The following is a 23,771-nucleotide window of genomic DNA, read 5'->3' on the forward strand; positions in this document are numbered from 1 at the left end:
CGCTGCACTGCGGAATATGCTCGCTGTGTCGTCTATTCATTGATGCTCGCCGTCTGGTCCGCCTGGCATTTTCGCCACCGGTCACCGGAGCCGTGGCATGTCGAATAGTCAGTACACCGGAAGCCATTCATCAGGAAACAAGCATTCATGACCCTGCCCTGGATACCCCTGCTGACCTTTCTGGGCGTTTTCGTCCCGGCGCTTGCCATTCGCGGCGGTAGATCCGTCTGCGCCCTGGCCACCGCTATCGCCCCGGCCATTGTGCTGGGTCTGGTCCTGTTTTTCTATCTGGGCCATGGCGGCGATACAGTCCTGCGCACCTCGATGCAGTGGCTCCCGACCATGGGTCTGGCGCTGGCCTTTCGACTGGATGGCCTGTCGTTGCTCTTTTTGCTGCTGATTCTCGGCATCGGGCTTCTGATCATCCTCTACACCCGCTATTACCTGTCCGAACAGGATTCAATGCCGCGGTTTTACGCGTTTTTGATGCTGTTCATGACTGCCATGGTCGGCATTGTCATGTCGGACAACCTGCTGCTGCTGTGGGGATTCTGGGAGCTGACCAGCATTTCGTCCTTTCTGCTGATCAGCTTCTGGTCGCATGAAACGACGGCGCGCAAGGGCGCGCGCATGGCCATGACAGTAACCGGCGCCGGCGGTCTGGCGCTGCTGGCCGGCATTGTTCTGATCGGCAAGGTCACGGGCACCTACGATATGGGCGTGGTGCTGGATAGCCACGACCTCATTACGGCAAGCCCGCTTTATCCGGTCATCCTGGTGCTGGTACTGCTGGGCGCCTTCACCAAATCGGCCCAGTTCCCGTTTCACTTCTGGCTGCCGCATGCCATGGCCGCGCCGACCCCGGTCTCGGCTTATCTACATTCGGCGACCATGGTCAAGGCCGGCATCTTTTTGATGCTCAGACTGCATCCGACGCTATCGCAGACCGAACTCTGGACGGTCATGGTAACCCTGACCGGTCTGGTCACGCTGGTGTACGGTGCCTGGTTTGCCTTTTTGAAAACCGATCTCAAGGGCATTCTGGCCTTTTCGACCATCAGCCATCTGGGGCTGATCACTGCCCTGCTCGGGCTTGGCAACGCCCAGGCGCTGATTGCTGCCCTTTTCCATATCATCAACCATGCCCTGTTCAAGGCCTCGCTGTTCATGGCCGCCGGCATTGTTGATCATGAAACCGGCACGCGTGACGTTCGAAAGCTCGGCGGTCTTTATCGCCTGATGCCGATCACTACGGTACTCACCTGCATTGCGACCATATCAATGGCCGGACTGCCGCCGCTCAACGGCTTCATCTCGAAAGAGATGTTCTTTACCGAAGTACTGGCCTCACAGCAGTTCGGCGGTCTGGCCTGGATCGTTCCGTTGCTCGCCGGTCTGGGCGGGCTGCTGTCGGTGGCCTATTCCCTGCGCCTGGCCTACGCCACCTTTTTTCGTCGGCCGCGTCAGGAGCCGCCCAAAGCGCCTCACGAGCCGCCCTGGCCGATGCGCTTCCCGATCGAGCTGCTGGTGGCGCTTTGTATCATCGTGGGGCTGGTGCCCACCCTGCCTCAGTCGCCGATTCTCGAAGGCGCCGTGCGCGCCACGGTGTCCGGTGAGATGCCCGATTTCCATCTGGCTCTCTGGCACGGCATCAACCCGGCCCTGCTGCTGAGTATGGCCGCGATCATCGGTGGTATCGTGCTGCATCAGCTGCATCGTCACATGATGCACTTCAATCGCCAGTTCCGACCGCAGGACGCTCGTTATATCTTCGAGGCCTTCATACAGCGCACAGTCGGATTCTGTCAGCGCATGATCGACCGGCTTGAGAACGGTTCACTGCAGCGTTACATGTTTTTCCTGATGGTGGTCTCCGTTCTGGCCATGGGTCTCGGTCTGGCCGATCTGGACACGCTGACCGGCAGTCTGGGGCAGCAGACACTGGACCCGGTCGTGGCACTGGGCGCAGCACTTTTGATCATGGGCGGCGTACTGACCGCTGCGCTGCATCGCTATCGCCTGATTTCGCTTTTGATGCTCTCGGTGGTAGGGCTTGTGGTGTCGCTGACCTTTGCCCGCTTCTCGGCGCCCGATCTGGCGCTGACGCAGCTGTCGGTCGAGGTCGTGACCATGATCCTTCTGATGCTGGCACTCTTCTTCCTGCCGCAGAAAACCCCCAAGGAGTCCGGTGGCGCCCGCGTGGTGCGTGATGTTCTGATCGCAACCGGCTTTGGCGGCGCGGTGGCCAGTCTCAACTTCGCCGTACTGACACGCGATCTGAACAGCATTTCGGAGTTTTTCATCAATCAGAGCGTGCCGGGCGGCGGCGGCCATAACGTGGTCAACGTCATCCTGGTAGATTTCCGCGGCTTCGATACGCTGGGGGAAATCACGGTGCTGGCCATTGCCGGTCTTGCCATCTTCAAGCTTTTGAACCGGCTACGTCTTTTCATGCCGGCTACCGACATGGAAGGTCGTCTGTGGTCCGATGATCGTCATCCGACCCTTTTGATGGTGGTCTCCCAGACCCTGCTGCCTCTGGCACTGCTGGTATCGTTCTTTATCTTCCTGCGCGGCCATAACCAGCCCGGCGGCGGTTTCATCGCCGGTCTGATCACGGCCGTGGCGCTGATCCTTCTATATATGTCGCGCGGCGTCGAATGGGCGCAGCAGCGACTGGACTTCCAGTTCCAGCCCATCGCCATTGCAGGCGTTGCGCTCTCCACCATGACCGGGCTCTGCAGCTGGCTGTTCGGCTATCCGTTTTTGACGTCGACCTTTGATCATTTCCATCTGCCGCTGATCGGTGATATCGAGCTGGCCAGCGCCCTGATCTTTGATGGCGGCATTTATCTGGCGGTCGTGGGCGCCACCCTCATGATTCTGGCCAATCTGGGCAAGCTCACCACCGCACATCGACCCAACAAGGAGATGCCCTGATGGAAGCGCTTTACGCCATCACCACCGGTATCCTGACGGCCAGTGGCGTCTATCTGACCCTGCGCGGGCGCACCTTCCCGGTCGTCGTCGGGCTGACGCTGCTCTCCTATGCCGTCAATCTGTTTCTGTTCTCCATGGGCGGGCTGACCACTCACGGTGCAGCGCTGGTCGGCACCAGCGAACACTATGCCGACCCGTTGCCCCAGGCATTGGTGCTGACCGCCATCGTGATCGGCTTTGCCATGACCGCGTTTGCCATTATCCTGGCGATGCGCTCCAGAGGTGATCTGGGCAGTGACAGCGTCGATGGCAGCCGTACCGATCGTGAAGACCCGCGGGAGAACAAGGCGTGATGCAGCATCTGCCCATTCTCCCGGTTCTGCTGCCGCTGGTAGTCGCTATTGTCCTGCTGCGAAAGCGTGAAGGCGTTGATCCGGTCAGGCGTACCATTTCCATCACGGCCACCTCTGTGCTGGTGATTGTCAGCGCGCTACTGGTCGGTCAGGTCGCCGGCGGTGACACCCTGGTCTATCGCCTGGGCAACTGGCAGGCGCCCTACGGGATCGTGCTGGTCGCCGATCGCCTGTCCGCCATGATGGTTCTCCTGACCGCCCTGCTGGCGCTGGGCAGCGTGATTCATGCCAGTGGCGGCGAGGACAACCAGGGGTCCAACTTTCACGGGCTCTTCAATCTGCAGCTGATGGGCATCAACGGTGCCTTTCTGACCGGTGACCTATTCAACCTGTTCGTGTTTTTCGAGGTGCTGCTGCTGGCCTCCTATGCGCTGTTGATGCACGGGGGTGGCAAGGCTCGCGTTCAGTCAGGCCTGCACTATGTGGTGCTCAATCTTGCCGGCTCGTCACTGTTTCTGATCGCGCTGGGCGTTCTGTACGGCAGCATCGGCACGCTCAACATGGCCGACATGGCCGAGCGCGTCAGCCAGTTACCGGCCGACAGACAGGGGCTGGTACGTGCCGGTGCCCTGCTGCTGCTGGTGGTGTTCGGTCTCAAGTCCGCCATCCTGCCGCTCTATTTCTGGCTGCCGCGCGCCTACAGCTCGGCGCCAGCCCCGATTGCCGCGCTTTTCGCCATCATGACCAAGGTGGGTATCTACGCCATCTTCCGCGTTTTTACCCTGATTTTCGGAGAGCAGGCCGCCGGACTGTCGCTGCTGGCACAGCCCTGGCTCTGGTGGGGCGGCCTGGCCACGCTGGCGCTGGCGATGGTAGCCATTCTGGCCGCACGCGATCTGCGCATGCAGATTTCCTATTTCATGCTGATCTCGATCGGCACGCTGCTGTGCGGACTGGGTATGGAAGGCACCGCCTCCCGCGGGGCCATGCTGTTTTACATGCTGCATACCACCCTGATCAACGGTGGCCTGTTCCTGCTGGCCGATCTGATCGCCGATCAGCGTGGCAAGGTGGGCACACGCATTGTGCGCAGCCGAAAGTTCAAATATGCCACCCTGCTCAGCGCCCTCTACATGCTCGGCGCCATGGCCTCGGCCGGGCTGCCGCCGCTCTCGGGCGCCGTGGCCAAGGCGTGGCTGATGTCGACGGCCACCCTGTCGGAGGGGCTGTGGCTGTGGCCGTTGCTGCTGCTGTCCGGACTGGCGGGCGTGGTCGCCGCTTCGCGCGCCGGGTCCACCATCTTCTGGCGTCACAGCAATGGTGAGCGTGTCGGCGAACATCTCTCCCGCGCCAAACTCATCGGTACGGTCGTGCTGCTCTCGGCGGCGCCGCTGCTGGTCGTGCTCGCCGGACCCGTTGGCAATTACACTCAGGCCACGGCCGAGCAAATCGCCAACACCGTCGAGTATCGCAGCGCCGTTCTGGGCGAGGTCACTTCAGTCACGCCGGGAGCATCCACCCATGCTGATTAAACGCTGTCTCCCCCGCCCCATTCTGTCGCTGATCCTGATGCTGGTCTGGATCATGCTCTCCGATGTCATCAGCTATGGCTCCGTGATCATGGGCGCCATACTGGGGATTGCCATCCCACTGCTGACCCAGCGGTTCTGGGATGCCCAGCCGGTGGTCAAGAAGCCATTGCTGCTGATTCGCTATACCCTGCGCGTCATGCTGGACATTCTGATCGCCAACCTAGAAGTGGCCTGGCTGATTGCCCGGCCCTGGCGCAGGCCCCGGCCTGCCTTCGTGGAGTACCCACTGACGCTCCAGCGTGATTTCAGCATTACGCTGCTGGCCAGCACCATCAGCCTGACGCCGGGCACCATTTCGGCCAACCTGAGACTCGACGGACGCAGCCTGCTGATTCACGTACTGGATACCGACGACGAACAGGCCGTCATCGACGAGATATACCACCGTTACGAGCGACCGCTCATGGAGATTTACGAATGATCGGGATTGCGCTGTGGATCAGCTTCTTTCTAGTCGCCATGGCCATCGTGCTCAATGCCTACCGACTGCTGGTGGGGCCTTCCCTGCCGGATCGCATCATTGCACTGGATACGATGTATGTGAACAGCATCGCCCTGATCATCCTGTATACGATCTGGCTCAGCACACGGGTCTATTTCGAGGGCGCTCTGCTGATTGCCATGCTGGGATTCATCAGTACCGTGGCCGTATGCAAGTATCTGCTGCGCGGCGACATCATCGAATAGGAGATCATCATGGCGTGGTTGGATAAAGCCTGGGTCGATACGGTGCTCGAGGCGCTGACGGCCTTCTTCCTGATCGCCGGCGCGCTGATTACCTTCATCAGCTCGTTCGGGATGGTACACCTGCGCGACTTTTATCTGCGCATGCATGGGCCGGCCAAGGCCACGACCCTGGGCGTCGGGCTGATCCTGGTCGCCTGCATGCTCTATTTCGTGCTGATCGAGCGTACCTTTCACATTCAGCTGCTACTGGTCACCATCTTTTTGCTGATCACAGCCCCCATCAGCGCGCATCTGCTGGCCAAGGTGGCCCTGCATCAGAAGCTGCCAAGCGATACTTCCACCACCGGAGCGCCCAGCGAGCTTCGCGAAGAGGATGTAGGCCAGGAACCGGACACACCGCATCCGGAAGATCCCGGCAGCAGTCAGCGCCCCTGAGGCGCTGACCATCAGCATCAGCACCAGTTGCGCGTGTTTCTCTCCACCAGCCCCGCCAGCGCGTCAATGTGGCTGTCACGATCGTTGAGCGCCGGCACGTAGCTATAGTCTTCACCGCCGGCTTCCATGAAATAGCCGCGGTTTTCTTCCTGAATCTCTTCCAGTGTTTCCAGACAGTCGGCAGCAAATCCAGGGCAGATGACATCGATACCGGGCGTTGACTTCACGTCCCAGTTCTTGAGCGTCTCGTCGGTGTAGGGCTTGAGCCATTCTTCCCGTCCGAAGCGGGACTGAAAGGTCATGGTCCACTCGCTGTCTTCAAGCCCAAGCTCGCGGGCCAGCGCCTCGCTGGTGGCGCGACAGTGCTTCGGGTACGGATCGCCTTCATTGGCGTAACGTTTGGGAATCCCGTGCCATGAGATCAGCAGGTGATTCTGCTTGCCACGCATCGCCCAGTGCTCACGAACGCTTTCGGCAAGTGCCGAGATATAGCCACTGTCGTCGTGGTAGTCGCGGATAAAGTGCATTTCGGGAATGTCCGGACACGGCTTGAGCGCATCCGCCAGCCGGTCAAAGACAGCCGCCGTGGTGGTACGTGAATACTGCGGATAGAGCGGCAGCACCACAATGCGGTCGACCCCGGCACGGCGAAAGCTCAGCCCGGCACTTTCCATGGTGGGCCTGCCATAGGTCATGCCGAGCTCGACCGGAATGTCACAGCCGTAGCGCGCATCCAGCTGCGCCTTGAGCGCACGCTGCTGACGCCTGCCGATAGCCAGCAGGGGCGAGCCTTCCTCTTCCCAGACGCTGGCATAGGCTTCAGCTACCCTTTTGGGACGCGTTCTCAACACGATGGCGTTAAGGATGAACCACCAGAGCGGGCGGGACACGTCGATCACGCGCTTGTCCCACAAAAACTCGCCCAGATAACGCCGCACAGCGGCGGGCGTCGGTTCATCCGGGGTGCCAAGATTGGCCAGCAGTACGCCGAAAGGGGCCTGCGCCATGTCTATACTCCTTGCTGTGGTCAGAGGGCATTTATTACGCAAACCCTCAAAAGAGAACGATTTTAATGAAATTATTCTATCAACACCGGCTTGTCGGTGTTGATGAAATGTCCCTATTCGCCATATTCAGGAAGTGTAAATGCCCTGCCCCCTGATCGTAATCCTGGGTGATCAATTGACCCCTGATCTTCCCATTCTCGAAGGCGCGCCGGAAAATGCCGTAGTGGCCCTGTTCGAGGTTGAGGAAGAGGGACGCTATGTCCCGCATCACCCGCAAAAGATCGCCTTTCTGTTTTCGGCCATGCGTCACTTTGCCCGCGAGCTGCGCCAGCAGGGCCGACAGGTGCACTACACCTGCCTCGACGATAACGACAACACTCAGGATCTGATCGGCGAGGCCGAACGGGTGGCAAAGCTCTATGGCTGCGACGAGATTCGGGTGACCTCGCCGGGGGAATGGCGGCTGCTGGCGCGCATTCGTAAACGGCCCCACACTCCTCTGCCCTGGTATCGGGTTCACGATGACCGCTTTCTGTGCACGCTGGAGGAGTTCAATCAGTGGGCGCAGGGTCGCCAGCGCTTTCGCATGGAGCATTTCTATCGCTGGATGCGCCGTGAGACCGGTCTTTTGATGGACGAGCATAATCAGCCGGAGGGCGATCAGTGGAACTTCGATCACGACAATCGCAAGCCCCTGCCCGACCGTCTCGATCCGCCGGAGGCGCCAAAGCACAAGCCGGACGACATCACCCGTGACGTGCTGACCCTGGTCGATACCCATTTCAAGCAGCATTTCGGCACGCTCGAAGGGTTCAACTGGCCGGTCACGCGACGTCAGGCTCTCAATGATCTTGAGCATTTCATCAAGCATGCTCTGCCCTTTTTTGGCGACTATCAGGACGCCATCAGCGACCAGCATCCCTTTTTGTACCACGCTCGCCTGTCAGGCGCGCTCAATGCCGGCCTGCTCAGGCCGCTGGAAGTCTGTCAGGCCGCGGAAAAGGCCTGGCGTGACGGCAGGGTGCCGCTCAACTGTGCCGAGGGTTTCATTCGCCAGATTCTGGGCTGGCGTGAGTATGTGCGAGGCATCTACTGGCTGAACATGCCCGAATACAAGCAGCGCAACGCTCTAAAGGCCGACCGGGATCTGCCTGCCTTCTACTGGAGTGGCGAGACCGATATGCGCTGCATGAGGCGCGCCATCGAGATGACCAGGGACAACGCCTACGCTCACCACATTCAGCGGCTGATGGTGACCGGCAATTTTGCCCTGCTGTGCGGCGTGCGCCCGGAAGCGCTGTGCGACTGGTACCTGTCCGTGTACATCGATGCCTATGAATGGGTAGAGCTGCCCAATACGCTGGGTATGGTGCTGTACGCCGATGGCGGTTATCTGGGGTCCAAGCCCTATTGCGCCTCGGGCAAATATATTGATCGCATGTCGAATCACTGCCAGCACTGTCGCTACGACGTCAAAAAGAACGTCGGGGAAGACGCCTGCCCTTTCAACAGCCTGTACTGGTATTTTCTGGAGCGCCACGAGCAACAGCTGGCCGGCAATCAGCGCATGAAGCTTATCTATGGCTCGCTCAACAAAATGAAAAGCGACAAGCGTCAGGCACTGCGGGAGCAGGCCATCCATTTTCTGGATCAGCTGGATTATGAACCGGCCTACGGACGGGGAGATCATCGGGCAGGATACGAGACCGGCAATCACAACAAGGGCAAAAGCAGATCCTGATGCGATCCCCACGAAAAGCGCCGGCAATCGCCGGCGCAGAATCATCAAATCGATTTGGTATTTTTAGCGGCGTGCACGCCCTGCAGATAGTGGAGATCAGACCGCCATGGCCAGCGGCGGCATGGCGTCGAGCCGTACCAGACGGCGAGAGCTGTCACTGCCGTCTTCATCACTTTGACGCACGATCCAGGCGTGGCTGATGCCCGCGCCCAGCAGTTGATCGATGGCTTCATCGATCGAACGAAACAGGCAGGGCTTGCCACGACGGCTGAGCCTCTGGCGATGACCACCGTTGGTTTCGCATTCAATCTGGTAGATATGACTCAGCGTGTTGCGAACAACGCGCACTTCCATTTCATGTTGATGTGATACGGCATGCTTGAGTTGCTGTAATTCCATTTCACCCTCCCTGGGGTATTCTGTTCTCACCGCTCGCGTGGCGATGGCTATCTCTTTGTCGTTTCTATCAGTCGCGTAAAGCGTAACAGTGCCGGATGACGATTCCGTGTCAGTGCCGGCCTCTTTTCTTGCGTCAATCTTTTCCTGGTTCAAATCTTTTTTTGGCTCAATCTTTCAGGACTGCCTTCAAGGGTTACGCGCTCGGCCCTTTGGGGGTGCCATCAACATGACGCATCAGACAGGCATCGAACAGGGCCTGCTGTGACGCCGTCATCATGTTGCGGGCACGCATGAGGTGTTCTTCACCGAGTTGCTGCAACCGGGCCACAACCGTGGCAAGCCGGGCCGTGTCGGTAAAGAGAACATCGGGCAGTACAATTCGGCGCTCGAGCACACCGAGACACCAGATATGGTCAATCATGGCAGGGCCGTTTGACGCATCGAAAGCGGCAGCGACGATCAGGCCATTATGGCGTACATCCGGTAGAGGGTAATCGCCTGAAAAGACGCCCTTTTGCGCATGATAGGGATGAATCAGCTCGATCATGCCCGGATGACGACGGCCCAGACGCTCGGCCAGAGGCGCATGGGGTGCCCCCGGCAGCGAGTCATGCGTCAAATGACGCAGCCCGAAGATCAGAATAGCGCGGCGCCCGCGGTCGAGCACCTCCCGCTCGATAAGCTCGACGTAAGCCTGCTCTCGTGCTTCGTGCCACCGCCCAAAGCCTTTGCCATCCAGCGTCTCCCAGTCAATGGCCGGTTCGGCCAGTACAACGCGAACACGTTGCTGGGGAGCACGTTTCAGGTTGACAGCCCGGATTCGCCTGAAAAACTCGGCGTAAACGGGCGGGCTCCACAGCAGGAAATAGAGCGTGTCCTGCCAGACGGCATCCAGACCTGCTTCACCCACCTCATCACCGCGGATATAGCAGTCGAGCCACGCCTGATGGCGAGCGCTACCGAACTCGACAACGATATCGTCAAAAATTTCTTCCAGAACCGGGCTTTCCAGCAGCGTGGTGATCGCCATCATCACCTGCGGGCACCAGTGAATTTCCCCGAGCCCGACCAGCGGGCAGCGCTCGAGAATACTGGCGATGAGCGCTTCGGGCTGATGGGCTGTCATGACAGACTGTCGGCGCAGGCGGCCCGTGGCTCGAGTACCGCCATCAGATGCTGCGCGATCGTTGCCAGATGCGTCTGATGCATCAACTCGGGATGCGTGGCCGGAAGATCAAGGTTGATGATGCGTCCGCCCACGTAAGGCTGCCAGGCACGGCGGTCCAGCCAGTCTTCTTCTCTGGGAGTAGCCGCCGTGAAAAAGTGTATGTCACCTCCGTAGACCGGATGATGGGTCTCTCGCACCAGACGGCTGTTATTGATGACCACATCCACCAGACTATCCAGCGTTTGTGATGACAACTGCCCCAGCGCGCTGCCTTCGTGTCTCAACAGGGCAATCACCTGCTCCCGGCGCGAGCCGCCCTCCTCGGCAAGCTCCCTGTCGGCAAGGCCCGCGATGCGCAGCAGCGCCTCGAGCGCCATGCCCTCATCCGGCGGCGTCATGTCACGCCAGAGATCCGCCGGGTAGGCATCCAGCAGCGCCAGCATACCGACCTTTTCTCCCTCGGCTTCCAGCAGCGCCGCCATGGTGTGGGCGATCATGCCGCCAACCGACCATCCCAGCAGATGATAGGGCCCCCGGGGCTTGAGTCGACGTATCTGCTCAATGTAGTCGCGCGCCATCTCTTCCATGGTCTCTGGCGGGTGACTACCAGGCAACATTCCGCGCGCCTGCAGGCCATACAGGGGATAGCGCGAGGGCAGCGTGCGCGCCAGTCCGGCATAGCACCAGGCAAGCCCGCCCGCCGGATGCACACAGAACACGGGCGGTGCGTCGGCCCCATTGCGCAGCGGCAATACCACATCCAGGCCGCTGATCGCCGCATCCTGTCCGTCAAGGGCATCCAGCGCCTCGATGGTGGGGGCCTCGAACAGCGTGGCGATGGTCAGATTCGCCCCCAGCGCGTCGTTGAGCCGGCGAATCAGCTGCAGGGCGTTCAATGAGTTACCGCCCAGGTCAAAGAAGTTGTCCCGAATGCCGACCCGCTCGAGGTCGAGCACCTCAGCAAACAGATCGGCCATGATCTGCTGACGCGGTGAGGTCGGTGCCATGCCTTCATCGCCGCTTTCGGGCGCCGGCAGCGCCCGGCGGTCCAGCTTGCCGTTGGGACTCAGCGGTAGCGCATCAAGCGTCATGATGACACCGGGCACCATGTAATCCGGCAACGCCCGGGCCAGATGGCGCTTGAGCGATTCGATGACCAGCGTAGCGCTGGCGTCGGGCACCACATAGCCAACCAGTCGCGCACTGCTGCCGCTGCCATGAACACTGACCACGGCATGCGCCACCCCCTCAAGTGCCAGCATGACCGACTCGATCTCACCCAGCTCCAGACGCTGTCCGCGCAGCTTGACCTGATGATCAATGCGTCCCAGATACTCGAGCACGCCATCAAAGCGCCAGCGCGCCAGATCCCCGGTTCGATAAAGTTTCGAATCGCTCTCCAGTGCCGGGCAATCAATGAAACGCTCGGCGGTCAGCTCGGGCTGGCCCAGATAGCCCCGCGCCAGGTTGCGTCCGGCGATATAGAGCTCGCCGGGCATGCCCACCGGCACCGGCTGGAAGGCGCCATCCAGTACGTGCAGGTGGGTATTCCAGATCGGGGCGCCAATGGGCACGCTGCCCTGGCCATCGTTGTGGCGGCACTGCCAGGCGCTGACATCGACCGCCGCTTCAGTCGGGCCGTAAAGATTGTGCAGTGCCACGCCGGGCAGAAGACTCAGAAAGCGCTTTTCCAGCTCACGCGACAGCGCCTCGCCGCTGACAAAGACCTGGCGCAGCGCCTGCAGGCGCTCGACATCTTCAGGCGTCAGTTCGTCGAGCAGAATATCGAGCATCGAGGGGACAAAATGCAGCGTGGTGATCGACTCACTGATGAGGGTATCGATCAGATAGCGCGGGTCGCGGTGACCGCCCTCACGCGCCATGACCAGTGTCGCCCCGCTGATCATGGGCCAGAGAAACTCCCATACGGAGACGTCAAAACCGTTGGGTGTTTTCTGCAGCACCCGATCCCCGCCTCCCAGCGCATAGCGACCCTGCATCCAGAGAATACGGTTGACGATCGCGTGGTGCTCGACCAGAACGCCCTTGGGCCTGCCCGTTGAGCCGGAAGTGAACAGCACATAGGCGCCGAGGGCGGCATCACGCTGTGCGGGACTGCCGGGAATCAGTTCATGGCGCTCGTCGGCATCCGCCAGCGACAGCCCCTGCACAAGCACCTGATCAAAGCGGCTGCGCTGCTCATCACTGCCCAGAATCAGACGCGGTGCGGCGCGCGTGACGATATCGTCCAGACGCGCGTCGGGGTATTCCAGCGGCAGCGGCAGCCAGGCCGCGCCTACGTGATGAATGGCCAGCAGCGCCACCTGCATTTCCAGAGAGCGCGGCAGTGCCACGCCCACGGTGTCGCCGGGGCATACACCCTCCTCGATGAGGGTATCGGCCAGCGCCTGCACCTGACGTCCCAGCGTCTGATAGTCCAGCGCCGCCCCTTCCGCGACCAGCGCCGTCGCGTGGGGCGTCTCGTGGACCTGGCGCTCGAACAGCGTCGCCATGTGCGTTGTTTCCACCGGATGCTCGGTGGCATTGAAATGCGCCAGCGCCTGATGATCTTCGGGTGTCACCAGTGCCAGCTCGCCCACCGGTGTCTCGACCTCGGTCATGAAGGTCATGAGCCACTGCGACAGCCGTGCGAGATGCCACTCCAGCTCGGTTTCGTCATAAAGTGCCGGGTTGCCATCAAGCGCCAGACGCATCGACTCGCTGTCACCGCCGAGATAGACCGAGAAGACCAGATCATCGACCGGGCCGGCCACCAGATGATGCTTGACCACGTGGCTCTGCGGCCATTGACCGCTTGAGTCGAAAGGCAACACGTTGACGTGCATGCCCAGAAGCGGACGCCTGCCGGGACGACGGCCCAGATCGCGCAGCAGCCATTCATGGCGATAGCGCTGGTGGCGGCGCAGCGTGCCCAGCGACTGCGCCGCAGACTGACACCACTGAAGCGGCGTTGCGTCAAAACCGTTTTGCAGCCGCAGCGGCAGCATGTTGACCTGGGTCATGGGCGCACGCAGCGCAGCGCCCTGCATGCGCCCCATCATGGGAACCCCGAGCGTGACATCACTGTGCTGACACATGCGCGCATACCAGGCACCGCTCGCGGCCAGAATGGCCTCGGCAAGGCCCTGCTGCTGAGCTCGGCACTGATCCTGAAACCGCTGCGACTGCTCAGGATCCAGCGTCATTTCACGGCGCAGGGCACGCGGCTGTGCTTGCGCGAACCGCCCGGCAGGAGAAACCGGCTCAGGATCATCGGCAAACAGGGACGTCCAGTGATGACGATCCTGCTCGAGTGCCGGGCCTGTCTGATAGCGCTGCTCCTCCTCGATGACCCGATCAATACTGCCATACCAGCAGGGCCTGGCCGCCTCCCCCTTGCCCAGCGCAATATAGTGTTCGGTAGCGCGCTGCTGAATCAGTCCGTAGGCCCAGGCATCGGCCGCCACGTGATGCATGTTGAGCCACCAGAGCACGTGATTGTTCGAGAGCCGCCAGATGGCCTGGCGATACAGCGGCCCCTTTTGCAGCACAAAGGGAACCTCACGACGAGCCGCCATCTGCTGCCAGGCCAGTTCACGGGCGTGCGGGTGATCGCACAGATCGATGATCCCGGGAATGTCGGCTCGCGCTGCAGCCTTCCCCGCATGTCTGGCCGGGCCACTATCGGTGGCGACAAACGCTTCAAACAGGCCCTCGGCCTCGCTGACGGCCATGGCAGCAGCCTGCGCCAGCCTTTCAACGTCGATGGCACCCGTGAACTCGAGACACTGCGCGGTAGAGTATCCCCCCTGAGCGGCACTGCTCTGCTGGCCGTACCAGATACCGGCCTGAGCGCCGCTGACGGGAAGGAAATCGGCCTGACTCATGAGATCACCATCCTGTGCAATACCATCAAGGTGCAAATCCTGATTAAAGGGGCGCCCATCGCAAGACAGTCACTGGCCGACGATAGACGCCCTCTGAACAAATAGGTGGTTGAATTTAAATAATAATGGTTCTCATTTCAAATGAAGCTGCGATATTTGTATCCCTGCTGCTCCTGAATGCAGAACGGGACCGGATGCTGGCATCCGGTCCCGCTCATCGTGTATCAGGCAATGCTTCGAGGCTCAGCCCTGATCGCGATTGAAGGTCGAGGGGTCGATGGCTACACCCAGCGAACGCTTGTCGATCCAGCGTCCGGCCTTGGTCTCCTTGTAGCGAAAGACCACGTAGTCACCGACTGACACATCCAGCTCGGCCTCTTCCACCTGATAGGAGTAGACCTCGCCATTGACGGTCAGGGTATGGCGATAGAGATCCGGCATGCCCAGCCACTCCTTGAAAGGGCCTTCGGTTTCCACGCTTTCAAGCGTCCCGCGTGCTTCGAGTTTGGGTTGACGACGTCCGCCGCGACGGTATCCAGCCGGCATGTTGACTCCTGTTCTGGCTTGTCAGAAAAAAGGGAAATGACGCTCGGGGCGCCATATTTTTTTGATCAGGGACGCGCATGACGCGCGGCTATTCTTCGTACTGGCCGTAACTGCCCGGGGCAAGATCCTCGAACCGGGTGTACTTGCCGATAAAGGCCATGTGGACGGTGCCGATGGGCCCGTTACGCTGCTTGCCGATGATCAGCTCGGCCAGCCCCTTGTTATCCGGGTTATCCTTGTTATAGACCTCGTCGCGATAGACGAAAGCGATGACATCGGCATCCTGCTCGATGGCGCCGGATTCACGCAGATCCGACATCACCGGTCGCTTGTTGGGACGCTGCTCGAGCGAGCGGTTGAGCTGCGACAGTGCCACAACCGGGCAGTTGAATTCCTTGGCCAGCCCCTTGAGCGAGCGCGAGATTTCCGAAATCTCTGCGGTACGGTTTTCCGACAGCCCCGGCACCTGCATCAGCTGCAGATAGTCGATCATGATCATGCCGATACCACCCGCATCGCGGGCAATACGACGGCTGCGCGAGCGCATCTCGTTGGGCGATAGCGCCGCGGTATCATCCACGTAGAGTTTTTTGTCCTTGAGCAGATTGACCGCCGAGGTCAGTCGCGGCCAGTCCTCGTCCTCGAGCTGACCATTACGCACCCGGGTCTGATCGATGCGTCCCAGCGAGGAGATCATACGCAGCATCAGCGACTCGGCCGGCATCTCCATCGAGAAGACCACCACGGCCTTGTCGCTGCTGACCACGGCATGCTCGACCAGATTCATGGCAAAGGTGGTCTTGCCCATCGATGGGCGCCCCGCCACGATCACCAGATCGGAAGGCTGAAGGCCGGACGTCATGTCATCGAGATCGCGAAAGCCGGTCGACAGACCGGTCATCTGTCCTTTGAGATTGAAAAGCTCATCGATGCGATCCACCGCCTTGCTGAGCAGATCACTCATGCCAATGGCGCCACCGCTTTTGGGGCGAGACTCTGAAATCTGGAAGACCAGCCGCTCGGCCTCATTGACCAGCTCATCGGCCGTGCGTCCCTGAGGGTTGAAGGCGCCTTCGGCAATCTGATTGGCAGCGGTGATCAGCTTTCGAAGCGTAGCGCGCTCGCGCACGATATCGGCATAGGCGCGAATATTGCTGGCGGAAGGCGTATTGCGGGCCAGTTCGGCCAGATAAGAGAGCCCGCCCACACGCTCCAGTCGGTCGTGGGACTCAAGCTCTTCGGACAGCGTGACCACATCCAGAGGGCGACCCTCTTCGGCCAGACGTCCCATGGCCTTGAAGACGTCCCGGTGTTCGATGCGATAGAAGTCATCGCTGACCAGGCGGTCGGCAATCTCGTCCCAGGCCTGATTATCCAGCATCAGCCCGCCCAGCACGGACTGCTCGGCTTCAAGCGAGTATGGCGGCACCTTGAGCGCAGCGGTTTCCTGATCAAACTCGATCACTTCACTCATGACGATGATCAACCATGTAACGACTTACCTGAAGAGTGATTCGGCGCAGGGCCATAGCCTACGCCCACGGGAGAAACATGTCATGACTCCGCCCGTGCGTGAAGCCATTAAAAAAAGGGGCACACAGGGTGCCCCTTTTACAGTGGCATATCAGGAATATGCCATTGCCGTTCGATCCGGGTTATTCAGCAACAACCACGACGCGAACGCTGGCGGTCACATCGGAATGCAGACGCAGTTCGATGTCGTATTCGCCGGTCTGACGGATCGGGCCTTCGGGCATGCGCACTTCGCTGCGTGCCACTTCGATGCCTGCCTGAGCGATGGCATCGGCCAGGTCGCGCGGACCGATGGAACCGAACAGCTTGCCTTCATCGCCGGCACGAGCAACGAGCGACAGCTCGATCTCGGAGAGCTCTTCGGCGCGGCGCTCGGCTTCAGCCTGACGCGCGGCGGCGTTGGCTTCAAGTTCGGCGCGACGGGTTTCGAAGGCATCGACGTTGGCTTTGGTAGCCGGAACAGCCAGGCCGTAGGGTACCAGGTAGTTACGACCGTAACCCGGCTTGACGCTGACCTGGTCACCCAGGTCACCCAGCTTGCCGAGCTTGTCGAGCAGAATGACTTCCATCTCGTGGACCTCTTAACGTTGACTGCCGATCAGACGCGTGCGGAAATCCGCAAAGGTATCTATCAGCGCCAGCAGCAGCACTATCACTAACGTGGGCCAGGTGGTCAGCAGCAATGCATAAAAACCGACCAGCCAGAACCCTCTCATTGACTTTACACCTACCACACCGTGCACAAGGGCAATACCGGCCACCAGCAGAGGCACCCAGGCCATCAGCACGGCGCCGGGAAACGCGCCCAGCATGCCGACGGCAGTCATCATGACCACGCCGACAAGCTCCAGTTTCGACAGGCGAAAGCGATGAAACTCTTCGCGAAAACCGCCAGGGTTATACAGCGCCGCCTGCCAGCTGCGCGCCAGCGCAAGACAGGCAGTCGCCGCCAGCATCACCATCAGGCCGGTGATGGCCGAGATCATCAGCAGTGCCAGTCGTTCAACCGGCACGCCCTGACTCGCATACTGGCGAAGCATTTCATCGATTTCCGGCGCCTGAGCGCGGACTTCCTCAACCAGCTGCGTGGCGTCGGGCGGCGCAAATATCCCTAGATGGATCAAAACGGCCACCACGACCGCCCCTGCCAGCAGGGTTTCGCCCCATCGGAATCGCTCTCTAAGGATAATGGCCATGACCGTGACCAGTAGAATACTGGCCAGCGGAATGGCATCGCCCTGCATCCACCACCAGCCGGCCGGCAGCGCGGCTGCCAGTACCACCGGTGATGCGGGCCCCAGACCACGACGCAGGGTCACCAGTGCGCTGATGGCAGCGGAAACCCAGAAAAGCCATGGGATCAGTGAGCCCAGCAGTGCCACGCCAATGGCGCGCGGCGTGTTCTGCATTACCCAGCGAGCGAATCCCTGCATGCGTGCAGCTTACTGGTGGCTGTCGGTATAGGGCAGCAGGGCCAGATAGCGAGCGCGCTTGATCGCGGTAGCCAGCTGACGCTGATAACGTGCACGAGTACCGGTGATGCGGCTCGGAACGATCTTGCCAGTCTCGGTCACGTAGGCCTTCAGCGTGTCGAGGTCCTTGTAATCAATGTACTTCACGCCTTCAGCGGTGAAGCGGCAAAACTTGCGACGACGGAAAAAACGGGCCATGTCGGTCTCTCCAATGGGTGGATTCAGGCCAGAGCAAACGCTCAGGAAGCAGCTTCGGTCGACTCTTCGGAATCGGAACGTTCACGCGGACGTTCGTCATCGGAGCGCTCGCGACGGCGTCCCTTTTCGTCTGCCGCCTTCATCATCGGAGATGCTTCGGTGACAGCTTCGGTGCAACGCACGACCATGTTGCGAATGATGGCATCGTTGAAGCGGAAGATGTTTTCCAGTTCAGCCAGCGTTTCGCCGCTGCATTCAACGTTCATCAGAACGTAATGAGCCTTGTGGATCTTGTTGATCGGGTAGGCCAGATGACGGCGGCCCCAGTCTTCAAGACGATGAACGGTACCGCCGTTTTCAGTCACAAGCCCGGTATAGCGCTCGATCATGGCAGGCACCTGCTCGCTCTGGTCCGGGTGGACCATGACCACGATTTCATAATGACGCATGGTGTCTCCTTTCGGTTTAACAGCTTCTCGATGACAGGTCTCCGTCATGGGAAGCAAGGAGTTGATAGAAGGGTATTTTTCGTTACAAGCACAGAAAAACAGGGCTGCCCCCGCTCTCCTGCAAATGCATTCGGCGGCCGTAGCCGCCGCGAAACCGCACAATTGTAGGGATCAGACCTTTTGCTTGCAAGCAAAAGGATCAGCGAAGACGCCGCTGGCGCACCGCTTCAAAAAGACAGATGCCGGTGGCCACCGAGACATTGAGACTCGAGACCTGACCGGCCATGGGCAGCTTGACCAGCTGATCACAGTGCTCGCGGGTCAGACGTCGCAACCCCTTGCCCTCGGCACCCATGACCAGCGCCGTCGGCCCGCGCATATCGATGTCATCCACGAAGGCACTGGCCTCACCGGCAGCACCCAGCACCAGTACGCCGGCCTCTCTCAGTCGCGCCAGCGCCCGGGCCAGATTGGTGACCTGATACACCGGAACGCTTTCGGCACCGCCACAGGCAATCTTTCGCACCGTGGCGTTGAGCGGTGCCGAGCGGTCCCGCGCCACCATGACGCCCATGACGCCGGCCGCATCGGCCGAACGCAGACAGGCGCCAAAGTTGTGCACATCGGTGACGCCATCCAGTACCAGCAGCAGCGGCGACTGATCCAGCCGGGCCTCGATCTGCCAGAACAGGGCGGCCTCGTTATCGGCGACCAGCGGCTCGCAAAAGGCAATGACCCCCTGATGCGCGCCCTCGGCCACCTGATCGAGTACGTCACGCGGCTGAACGACCAGCCGCGACCCGAGCGAGACCGCCTGGTGCTGGATATCAGCCAGACGCTTTTCCGCCTGCCCTTCCTGTATCCAGAGCTCCGACGGCACCTGCTGGCGTGCCAGCAGGGTCTCGACCGCATGAACGCCATGGACGGCGTCCAGCCCCCTGGGCGCAGCGCTTTTGACATTTGAACCGCTGCGGCGCTTGCCTTGCCCGTCGTCGCTCTGCCGACGCGACTGTCGCGATGGACTGTCGCCCCGCTTGCCGCCGCGCTGACCATCATGTTTCATGATTTCCGACGATCCTTGCTCTTGCTGCTGCCACCCTTGTTGCCGCTTTTGCTCTTTCCCTTGCCCTTTGAAGCGCCGCTCTTTTGCTTGTCAGACTCACTGATACCGGTATTGGCGGGTTTGTCACTTCGCTTGCGGGGCTTTCGCGCCTCGGCGTCTTCTTCTGCCCTTAGTGTATCGGTGGTCTTTGCAGCGCCGTTTTCAGCCGTTTTTTCTTCACGTCGGCGCAGACGTTCCTTCTTGCCCGGTCGGGATTTGCGACGCTTCTTGTTCGGTGCATCCGCGTCAGAAGGCGCCTGTACCTGACTCTCATTGCCCGAGGCGTTCGAGCCGGGCTTGCGAATACGACGACGCGACTGAGGCTGCGCATCGGTCAGCATGAAGTCGATCTTGCGATCGTCCAGATCGACGCGCGCCACCTGAATGGTGACGCCATCACCCAGGCGATAGGTTACGCCGGAGCGCTCGCCCTTGAGCTGGTGACGCTCGGCCTCGTACTGGTAATAGTCGGAAGGCAGGTTGGAAATATGCACCAGGCCTTCAACGAAGTGCTCGTTGAGCCGTACAAACAGGCCGAACTGGGTCACCGACGCAATAGCGCCCTCAAAGACATCCCCCACCTTGTCGGCCATGAACTCGCACTTGAGCCAGTCCTCGACGTCTCGGGTAGCCTCATCGGCGCGACGCTCAGTCATCGAGCAGTGTTCACCCATGGCCACCATCTGCTCGAAGTTGTACGGACACCAGCGCTGCGGCTCGTTGTCCGGGGCCCCTTCCAAACGCTGAACATGCGTTGATTCACGCTGACTGCGGATGACCGAGCGGATGGCGCGATGCACCAGCAGATCGGGATAGCGCCGGATGGGAGATGTGAAGTGAGCATAGGCGGCATAAGCCAGACCAAAATGACCCTCATTGTGGGGCGAATAAACGGCCTGGTTCATGCTACGCAACATGACCGTCTGGATGATGTCGGCATCCGGGCGGTCGTTGATCACCTCACGCAGATTCTGGAAATCCTGCGGGGTAGACTTGCCCTTTTCACCGCTGGCCCCCAGCGTCAGGCCCAGCTCACCGAGGAAGGCGCGCAGCGTGGCCAGCTTTTCATCCGAGGGCGAGGCGTGTACGCGATACAGCGCCGGCAGCTTGTGCTTTTCCAGAAAACGCGCTGTCGCCACGTTGGCGGCCAGCATGCACTCCTCGATCAGCTTGTGCGCATCGTTGCGGGTACGCGGCACGATACGCTCGATCTTGCGCTGCTCGTTGAAGATGATCTGGGTTTCGGTGGTTTCGAAATCGATGGCGCCGCGAACACTGCGCGCCTGACGCAGCGTCCGATACAGCCCGTGCAGTGCCTCCAGCGGCTTGACCACGTGGGCGTATTCACGCCGCAGGGCCTGACCTTCCTCGCTATCGGCATCCTCCAGCATGGAGCCGACCTTGTTGTAGGTCAGCCGCGCATGCGAGCGCATCACGCCCTCATAAAACTTGTAGCGGCTGATCTCGCCACGCTGCGAAATATTCATCTCGCAGACCATGCAGAGCCGGTCAACGTCCGGGTTGATCGAGCACAGCCCGTTGGACAGAAGCTCGGGCAACATGGGCACGACCTGCCCCGGGAAATAGACCGAGTTCCCTCGTTTCCAGCCTTCCTGATCAAGCGGCGAGTCGACTTCGACATAGTGCGAGACGTCAGCGATGGCCACGATCAGCTTCCAGCCGCCGGATTTGGTCTTCCACGCGTAAACGGCGTCGTCAAAATCCCTGGCGTCTTCACCGTCGATGGTGACCAGCGGCCAGTCACGCAGATCAACGCGGTGATGCTTGTCCTCCTCGCGGACCTCTTCGCTCATGTCGCGAATCTGATCGAGCACCTCAACGGGAAACTCGGCTGGAATGTCATGCTCGCGAATGGCGATGTCGATTTCCATTCCAGGGTCCATGCGCTCGCCCAGAACCTCGGTGACTTCCCCGATGGGCTGCTGGCGCAGGCCGGGCTGGGTGGTGATACGCACCTCGACGACCTGACCATCCTCGGCGCCGTTGGCCGCGCCGTCCTCGATGATGATCTCGTGGGCGATACGGCTGTTTTCGGGCACCACCACGGCGATATCGGTGCCGCGCTTGCGGTACAGTCCGATCAGACTTGGCGTATTGCGCTCGAGGATTTCGTTGACACTGGCCTCTTCCCGGCCGCGTCGATCCTTGCCACTGACGCGTACACGAACGCGATCACCATCGAAAAGACGCCGCATCTGACGCGGCGGGATGACCAGATCCGGCTTTTGCTTGTCATCGCGTACAAAAAAGCCGATGCCGTCGCGATGACCGACAACGCGGCCATCCAGCAACAGCTCGGGATCAATGATTTCAAAGGCCCCGCTTTTCTGGCGCAGGATCTGCCCGTCGCGCTCCATGGCGGACAGGCGTCTGCGAACGGCTTCCAGACGATCCTCATCCTTGATGCCCAGCAGTTGGCTGACATCTTCATGCGTGATCGGCTTGCCGTGCTCGGTCAGAATCTGCAGCAGGTATTCACGACTGGGGACCGGGTTGTCATATTGACTGGCCTCACGTTCCGCTTGCGGATCGTCGGCTGGCGTCCATTGACTCATAGATTGCTTCCCTGAAATGGTTGTCTTGTGATACCGGGCAAGATGGCGAGCAGCGGGCGCGGGGTGATGTGATGTCTTGTCTTCATGTCAGCGATTATAGCGGTCTCGGCAGAACGACCCAAAACCCTTTATTGCCCGGAAAACGTTGCAGGGTGTAAAAAAACCGACCTCCAGCGACTTTAACCCCTTGCATCACTGAAAAAATTGCGTATTATTTCGGCCCACCTGCCCGGATGGCGGAATTGGTAGACGCGCTAGCTTCAGGTGCTAGTGACCGTATGGTCGTGGAGGTTCAAGTCCTCTTCCGGGCACCATCTCGAACGTGCTGTTATCGAGAAGGTGAATCAGAAAAGACAAGACTGTCTTTCAATATCAGGTCATTACAGTAGTGAAGGATCAACGCCCGGATGGCGGAATTGGTAGACGCGCTAGCTTCAGGTGCTAGTGACCGTATGGTCGTGGAGGTTCAAGTCCTCTTCCGGGCACCAGTTGATCACCCTCGCTTTATCACAGCCTCAGGCTGATGACACCCTGCCCGGGTGGCGGAATTGGTAGACGCGCTAGCTTCAGGTGCTAGTGACCGTATGGTCGTGAAGGTTCAAGTCCTTTCCCGGGCACCATGTTTTGCTCCCTCTCCTGTTTTCTTTTTCTATCGGCATTCGATCCCGGTTTTATAGCGGATCACCACGCTCCCCTGCATGACGCCCTGATTTCCGGGATCTGCCATCGCTCGAGACGCGACCGGTGATCGCGCGCGACAGGACATCGCGCGCCTGCAGGCACTTCGCGACCGTAACACCGACCCTGCAGCGTCACGATAGTATCTGATTCAAAAGCGGGCCGGCTGACGCGCTACCTTTTCAAGGCCCCAGCCTCGGGTATCGACGCCGGACTCCAGCTGCTCGGCCATATCATCCGACAGCTCGCTGAAGAAATTGAATCCCGTGCGCGCCTCGATGTCGTCAACGCTGACCAGAAACCGATCCAGCGGCTCATCGCCATGAACATCCTGCGGCACGATAAAGGCAATCATTCGGGGTGGCGCATCGCCACTGCCGGGCGCCACGACGATCTTGTAAAACGCATCCGGAATTTCAATAAACGATGACATGCGCTTGATGGGATCATCGAAGATAGGGCCGGTCGTGACCCAGACCGTGCCGAACCGGGCCGCAAACTGATCGATCACGACCTCCTCCAGCCGCTGCCATACGCGTCGATTGAGATCGGGGCTCTGCGGCGAGATATTGCTCATCTGAAAGGTATCAAGCTGAGCCTGACGCCCGTAGACAGCGGCAATGGCGTAATTGGGCGCCTGATGACCGCGGTCATAGCCACTGCCGGTATAGTCATCCGAGGTCACCGGCCAGAGCGTTCGCCAGTCATCACTGAAATGCCCCGGGCGATCACCAATGGCGGGGTGGTTGACCCGATCCAGCCGATAGACGGTCCATAGTGGATTGGCGCGCAGATCCGACCACCCGGTCAGAAACCCGTCGTTGCGCAGGGTACGATTGATCGTTTTCCAGTCGTACCAGACTTCGGCCCGGGGCGTGCCCATCCAGCTCATCTGCTCCCAATACGTGCGCTCCTGGTAGTACCACAGTCCGTAGAGCACCGCTGTTGCCATGAGTCCAACACCGCTCATGCGCCTGAACCGCTTTAAAAGACCGGGGCGTCGCCGCG

20 protein-coding genes and 3 tRNA genes are annotated in these 23,771 nt (G+C 60.3%); 10 read left to right on the plus strand and 13 right to left on the minus strand.

What is annotated here, in order from left to right; genetic code table 11:
* Nucleotides 1–147 precede the first annotated feature (147 nt).
* The 6 genes from BM079_RS09705 to BM079_RS09730 are packed head-to-tail and all read left to right on the plus strand — an operon-like array spanning nucleotide 148 to nucleotide 6,007.
* Complete coding sequence (locus BM079_RS09705) at nucleotides 148–2,940, plus strand: monovalent cation/H+ antiporter subunit A (protein ID WP_090133483.1); 2,793 nt, start codon at nucleotides 148–150, stop codon at nucleotides 2,938–2,940.
* Nucleotides 2,940–3,293 (plus strand): Na+/H+ antiporter subunit C, encoded by a 354-nt coding sequence (locus BM079_RS09710; RefSeq protein ID WP_090133485.1) that lies wholly within the window; start codon nucleotides 2,940–2,942, stop codon nucleotides 3,291–3,293. The genes BM079_RS09705 and BM079_RS09710 overlap by 1 nt, the downstream gene beginning before the upstream one ends.
* The gene (locus BM079_RS09715; protein WP_090133487.1) at nucleotides 3,290–4,825 is read left to right on the plus strand and encodes a monovalent cation/H+ antiporter subunit D; all 1,536 of its coding nucleotides are present in this window, start codon (nucleotides 3,290–3,292) and stop codon (nucleotides 4,823–4,825) included. The genes BM079_RS09710 and BM079_RS09715 overlap by 4 nt, the downstream gene beginning before the upstream one ends.
* On the plus strand, nucleotides 4,815–5,306 hold the full coding sequence (locus BM079_RS09720) for a Na+/H+ antiporter subunit E (protein WP_090133490.1): 492 nt from the start codon (nucleotides 4,815–4,817) through the stop codon (nucleotides 5,304–5,306). Before BM079_RS09715 ends, BM079_RS09720 begins: the two co-directional genes overlap by 11 nt.
* Nucleotides 5,303–5,572: a K+/H+ antiporter subunit F gene (locus BM079_RS09725; RefSeq protein WP_090133492.1), complete on the plus strand. Its 270-nt coding sequence runs from the start codon at nucleotides 5,303–5,305 to the stop codon at nucleotides 5,570–5,572. The genes BM079_RS09720 and BM079_RS09725 overlap by 4 nt, the downstream gene beginning before the upstream one ends.
* Nucleotides 5,573–5,581: 9 nt before the next feature.
* Nucleotides 5,582–6,007: a Na+/H+ antiporter subunit G gene (locus BM079_RS09730; protein WP_090133493.1), complete on the plus strand. Its 426-nt coding sequence runs from the start codon at nucleotides 5,582–5,584 to the stop codon at nucleotides 6,005–6,007.
* A gap of 17 nt (nucleotides 6,008–6,024) precedes the next feature.
* Here the strand turns inward: BM079_RS09730 and hemH are convergent, their stop codons facing one another.
* Entirely contained in the window at nucleotides 6,025–7,014 is a 990-nt protein-coding gene (gene hemH, locus BM079_RS09735) for a ferrochelatase (protein WP_090133495.1), read from the minus strand.
* 139 nt (nucleotides 7,015–7,153) lie between these two features.
* On the opposite strand from hemH, the gene BM079_RS09740 reads away from it, so the two are divergent.
* Nucleotides 7,154–8,755 carry a cryptochrome/photolyase family protein gene (locus BM079_RS09740; RefSeq protein WP_090133498.1) on the plus strand — a complete coding sequence of 534 codons (1,602 nt, stop codon included), beginning with the start codon at nucleotides 7,154–7,156 and terminating at the stop codon, nucleotides 8,753–8,755.
* 96 nt (nucleotides 8,756–8,851) lie between these two features.
* Here the strand turns inward: BM079_RS09740 and BM079_RS09745 are convergent, their stop codons facing one another.
* The 11 genes from BM079_RS09745 to rnr all read right to left on the minus strand — a co-directional run bounded on the left by BM079_RS09745 (nucleotide 8,852) and on the right by rnr (nucleotide 22,085).
* Nucleotides 8,852–9,154, minus strand: a complete 303-nt coding sequence (locus BM079_RS09745) for a hypothetical protein (protein ID WP_090133501.1) — start codon at nucleotides 9,152–9,154, stop codon at nucleotides 8,852–8,854.
* A 193-nt stretch (nucleotides 9,155–9,347) separates the two neighbouring features.
* Complete coding sequence (locus BM079_RS09750) at nucleotides 9,348–10,280, minus strand: hypothetical protein (RefSeq protein WP_090133503.1); 933 nt, start codon at nucleotides 10,278–10,280, stop codon at nucleotides 9,348–9,350.
* Nucleotides 10,277–14,209 (minus strand): non-ribosomal peptide synthetase, encoded by a 3,933-nt coding sequence (locus BM079_RS09755; RefSeq protein ID WP_090133505.1) that lies wholly within the window; start codon nucleotides 14,207–14,209, stop codon nucleotides 10,277–10,279. Before BM079_RS09755 ends, BM079_RS09750 begins: the two co-directional genes overlap by 4 nt.
* Before the next feature lie 243 nt (nucleotides 14,210–14,452).
* A complete protein-coding gene (locus BM079_RS09760) occupies nucleotides 14,453–14,755 on the minus strand; it encodes a hypothetical protein (RefSeq protein WP_090133507.1) in 303 nt (100 codons plus the stop codon).
* 88 nt (nucleotides 14,756–14,843) lie between these two features.
* Nucleotides 14,844–16,229, minus strand: coding sequence for a replicative DNA helicase (gene dnaB / locus BM079_RS09765; protein WP_090134206.1), 1,386 nt, complete (start codon nucleotides 16,227–16,229; stop codon nucleotides 14,844–14,846).
* 181 nt (nucleotides 16,230–16,410) lie between these two features.
* Nucleotides 16,411–16,857, minus strand: coding sequence for a 50S ribosomal protein L9 (rplI, locus tag BM079_RS09770; protein WP_090133509.1), 447 nt, complete (start codon nucleotides 16,855–16,857; stop codon nucleotides 16,411–16,413).
* Between the two features lie 12 nt (nucleotides 16,858–16,869).
* Nucleotides 16,870–17,721: a hypothetical protein gene (locus BM079_RS09775; protein ID WP_090133512.1), complete on the minus strand. Its 852-nt coding sequence runs from the start codon at nucleotides 17,719–17,721 to the stop codon at nucleotides 16,870–16,872.
* Nucleotides 17,722–17,730: 9 nt separating this feature from the next.
* A complete protein-coding gene (gene rpsR / locus BM079_RS09780; RefSeq protein ID WP_086622313.1) occupies nucleotides 17,731–17,958 on the minus strand; it encodes a 30S ribosomal protein S18 in 228 nt (75 codons plus the stop codon).
* Between the two features lie 41 nt (nucleotides 17,959–17,999).
* A complete protein-coding gene (rpsF, locus tag BM079_RS09785; RefSeq protein ID WP_086622312.1) occupies nucleotides 18,000–18,407 on the minus strand; it encodes a 30S ribosomal protein S6 in 408 nt (135 codons plus the stop codon).
* 199 nt (nucleotides 18,408–18,606) lie between these two features.
* Nucleotides 18,607–19,470 carry a 23S rRNA (guanosine(2251)-2'-O)-methyltransferase RlmB gene (gene rlmB, locus BM079_RS09790; RefSeq protein ID WP_090133514.1) on the minus strand — a complete coding sequence of 288 codons (864 nt, stop codon included), beginning with the start codon at nucleotides 19,468–19,470 and terminating at the stop codon, nucleotides 18,607–18,609.
* A complete protein-coding gene (rnr, locus tag BM079_RS09795) occupies nucleotides 19,467–22,085 on the minus strand; it encodes a ribonuclease R (protein WP_090133517.1) in 2,619 nt (872 codons plus the stop codon). The genes rlmB and rnr overlap by 4 nt, the downstream gene beginning before the upstream one ends.
* Nucleotides 22,086–22,312: 227 nt before the next feature.
* Here rnr and BM079_RS09800 point away from each other — a divergent pair.
* The 3 genes from BM079_RS09800 to BM079_RS09810 all read left to right on the plus strand — a co-directional run bounded on the left by BM079_RS09800 (nucleotide 22,313) and on the right by BM079_RS09810 (nucleotide 22,705).
* Nucleotides 22,313–22,399 (plus strand) — tRNA-Leu (locus tag BM079_RS09800).
* A gap of 87 nt (nucleotides 22,400–22,486) precedes the next feature.
* Nucleotides 22,487–22,573: transfer RNA gene (locus BM079_RS09805), tRNA-Leu, on the plus strand.
* A gap of 45 nt (nucleotides 22,574–22,618) precedes the next feature.
* A tRNA-Leu gene (locus BM079_RS09810) sits at nucleotides 22,619–22,705 on the plus strand.
* 209 nt (nucleotides 22,706–22,914) lie between these two features.
* Here the strand turns inward: BM079_RS09810 and BM079_RS09815 are convergent.
* A complete protein-coding gene (locus BM079_RS09815; protein ID WP_245742948.1) occupies nucleotides 22,915–23,733 on the minus strand; it encodes a DNA/RNA non-specific endonuclease in 819 nt (272 codons plus the stop codon).
* Nucleotides 23,734–23,771: the final 38 nt, after the last annotated feature.

It is taken from the genome of Kushneria avicenniae, from assembly GCF_900112585.1.
Classification (GTDB): Bacteria; Pseudomonadota; Gammaproteobacteria; order Pseudomonadales; family Halomonadaceae; genus Kushneria; species Kushneria avicenniae.

Bases quoted from the DNA above. Each gene is read 5' to 3' on its own strand.
- BM079_RS09720 (WP_090133490.1), top strand. From the start codon at position 4,815: ATGCTGATTAAACGCTGTCTCCCCCGCCCCATTCTGTCGCTGATCCTG.
- rlmB (WP_090133514.1), bottom strand. From the start codon at position 19,470: ATGAAACATGATGGTCAGCGCGGCGGCAAGCGGGGCGACAGTCCATCG.
- BM079_RS09755 (WP_090133505.1), bottom strand. From the start codon at position 14,209: ATGAGTCAGGCCGATTTCCTTCCCGTCAGCGGCGCTCAGGCCGGTATC.
- hemH (WP_090133495.1), bottom strand. From the start codon at position 7,014: ATGGCGCAGGCCCCTTTCGGCGTACTGCTGGCCAATCTTGGCACCCCG.
- rpsR (WP_086622313.1), bottom strand. From the start codon at position 17,958: ATGGCCCGTTTTTTCCGTCGTCGCAAGTTTTGCCGCTTCACCGCTGAA.
- rpsF (WP_086622312.1), bottom strand. From the start codon at position 18,407: ATGCGTCATTATGAAATCGTGGTCATGGTCCACCCGGACCAGAGCGAG.
- BM079_RS09815 (WP_245742948.1), bottom strand. From the start codon at position 23,733: ATGAGCGGTGTTGGACTCATGGCAACAGCGGTGCTCTACGGACTGTGG.
- BM079_RS09760 (WP_090133507.1), bottom strand. From the start codon at position 14,755: ATGCCGGCTGGATACCGTCGCGGCGGACGTCGTCAACCCAAACTCGAA.
- BM079_RS09745 (WP_090133501.1), bottom strand. From the start codon at position 9,154: ATGGAATTACAGCAACTCAAGCATGCCGTATCACATCAACATGAAATG.
- BM079_RS09705 (WP_090133483.1), top strand. From the start codon at position 148: ATGACCCTGCCCTGGATACCCCTGCTGACCTTTCTGGGCGTTTTCGTC.
- BM079_RS09730 (WP_090133493.1), top strand. From the start codon at position 5,582: ATGGCGTGGTTGGATAAAGCCTGGGTCGATACGGTGCTCGAGGCGCTG.
- rplI (WP_090133509.1), bottom strand. From the start codon at position 16,857: ATGGAAGTCATTCTGCTCGACAAGCTCGGCAAGCTGGGTGACCTGGGT.
- BM079_RS09725 (WP_090133492.1), top strand. From the start codon at position 5,303: ATGATCGGGATTGCGCTGTGGATCAGCTTCTTTCTAGTCGCCATGGCC.
- BM079_RS09750 (WP_090133503.1), bottom strand. From the start codon at position 10,280: ATGACAGCCCATCAGCCCGAAGCGCTCATCGCCAGTATTCTCGAGCGC.
- BM079_RS09710 (WP_090133485.1), top strand. From the start codon at position 2,940: ATGGAAGCGCTTTACGCCATCACCACCGGTATCCTGACGGCCAGTGGC.
- dnaB (WP_090134206.1), bottom strand. From the start codon at position 16,229: ATGAGTGAAGTGATCGAGTTTGATCAGGAAACCGCTGCGCTCAAGGTG.
- BM079_RS09775 (WP_090133512.1), bottom strand. From the start codon at position 17,721: ATGCAGGGATTCGCTCGCTGGGTAATGCAGAACACGCCGCGCGCCATT.
- BM079_RS09740 (WP_090133498.1), top strand. From the start codon at position 7,154: ATGCCCTGCCCCCTGATCGTAATCCTGGGTGATCAATTGACCCCTGAT.
- rnr (WP_090133517.1), bottom strand. From the start codon at position 22,085: ATGAGTCAATGGACGCCAGCCGACGATCCGCAAGCGGAACGTGAGGCC.